The organism is Candidatus Paracaedibacter symbiosus (genome assembly GCF_000757605.1).
Taxonomy (GTDB): Bacteria; Pseudomonadota; Alphaproteobacteria; order Paracaedibacterales; family Paracaedibacteraceae; genus Paracaedibacter_A; species Paracaedibacter_A symbiosus.
The window spans coordinates 1-1,359 of record NZ_JQAK01000012.1 but is presented as its reverse complement, the minus strand read 5'-3'; the positions used below and the strand labels follow the sequence as shown (position 1 = coordinate 1,359).

General features: G+C 34.5%; 3 protein-coding genes. 1 reads left to right on the top strand and 2 read right to left on the bottom strand.

All coding sequences use genetic code 11. The annotated features are described in order from the left end of the window. Positions 1–114: 114 nt before the first annotated feature. Positions 115–396 carry a type II toxin-antitoxin system Phd/YefM family antitoxin gene (locus tag IG80_RS0111440; protein ID WP_032114163.1) on the bottom strand — a complete coding sequence of 94 codons (282 nt, stop codon included), beginning with the start codon at positions 394–396 and terminating at the stop codon, positions 115–117. Positions 397–499: 103 nt separating this feature from the next. After that, positions 500–724: a ProQ/FINO family protein gene (locus IG80_RS0111435; protein ID WP_269517199.1), complete on the bottom strand. Its 225-nt coding sequence runs from the start codon at positions 722–724 to the stop codon at positions 500–502. A gap of 404 nt (positions 725–1,128) precedes the next feature. Here IG80_RS0111435 and IG80_RS0111430 point away from each other — a divergent pair. Beyond that, positions 1,129–1,359 (top strand): zinc-ribbon domain-containing protein (locus IG80_RS0111430; RefSeq protein ID WP_032114161.1); only part of this gene is annotated, 231 nt, incomplete at its 3' end.

Here is a 1,359-nt window from a genome sequence, read left to right as displayed (position 1 = left end):
CTCGTTCGATAATAGAACTTATCAAATTTTCTGCAATTAAAGATGAAGATCTTTGAGCTATAAAATCTTGAATCCCTTCAAGTCTTTCAGGAGCTTGTTTCGTCCATATAAGATTCATTTTTTAAGGGCTTTTACCAATTTCTCTTTAACTTGAGTTGTTGTATAAGTTAAGCCTTCTTCAGCATCCTTAAGACCTTTTTCAATGGAATGATAAAAGCGTTCTCTATATTGAAGCGCATCATAATCGTGGGGTGATAAAAGAACACCAACTGATTTCCCATTTTGTGTCAGAACTACAGGGTGCCCAGTATCTTTAACATGGTTAAGCCAGTGTGATACTTGGCTTCTAAATTCAGTAACTGGAACAATATCTTGAGAGAGGTCTATATTCTTCATTTATAATCTCCTTATAAGATCATTATAGACAATATTACGTACGTTTGAAAGTACAATTTAAGTACAAACATATATATATAAATAAAACCTGTTGGCCCCTAAATTATTCTTGAAGCTTTCTTTGTTTTTTAGTCTTTATAAGTTGAGGAGTTTTATCAAGCTTGTCTTGAGCAAAATCTTTTTGCTTTTGGGTGATTTCTTTAACTTGGTGGCCCTTTAAATTATATCTATGAGTACCATTAATAAGAGTTTTCAGATCATCAAGATTGTTGGTGTAATAGGAGAGAACGTCTCGCAAAGACGCTGATGTAAAAACTTTTAAATTTATCCAAATTTTTTAGAAACGAGGAAATGATGTTAGAACGCGTCGTTGAAGTTGAGCATGTAGCTCCTTATCGCTAGATAGTCAATATGGAACTTAAGAAGAGGATCAGGTGGTATTGGAAGCCAAGACCAGGATATAGCTGGAGAATTGATGAAAATTATGTGAAGCTATAGACTTTATTTAAGTACAAATTGTTGCACTTATCTTTAAAAATGGGACGAACATTCTTGCAAGAAAATAATGTGCCTTATGAATTAATAAAGTCACAATGGGACTTTGATCATAATAAAATACCATTTCCTGAAAAGCCTCACCTCTTAAAAAGGACCCTTTGATCATGAAAATGTAAAAAGGGACATTTTTGGTATGAGACTATTGAAGATAGGGCATATTATCAAAAATGTCCCATGTGTGAGACATCAAGACGTGCAACTGAAGTTTATAATTTACAGTATCTACGTCCTGATCTTGCAGCTCAACTCCATCCTACTAAAAATAAGAATATCCTAAGTGACAAGCTAACTCCACGCAGCAGTAAAACCATGTCATGGATCTGTGATAAAGGTCATGAGTGGGAAGCTAGAGTTTGTCTAAGGACTGAAGGTCAAGGGTGCCCAGAGTGTTGTAATAGAAAGGTT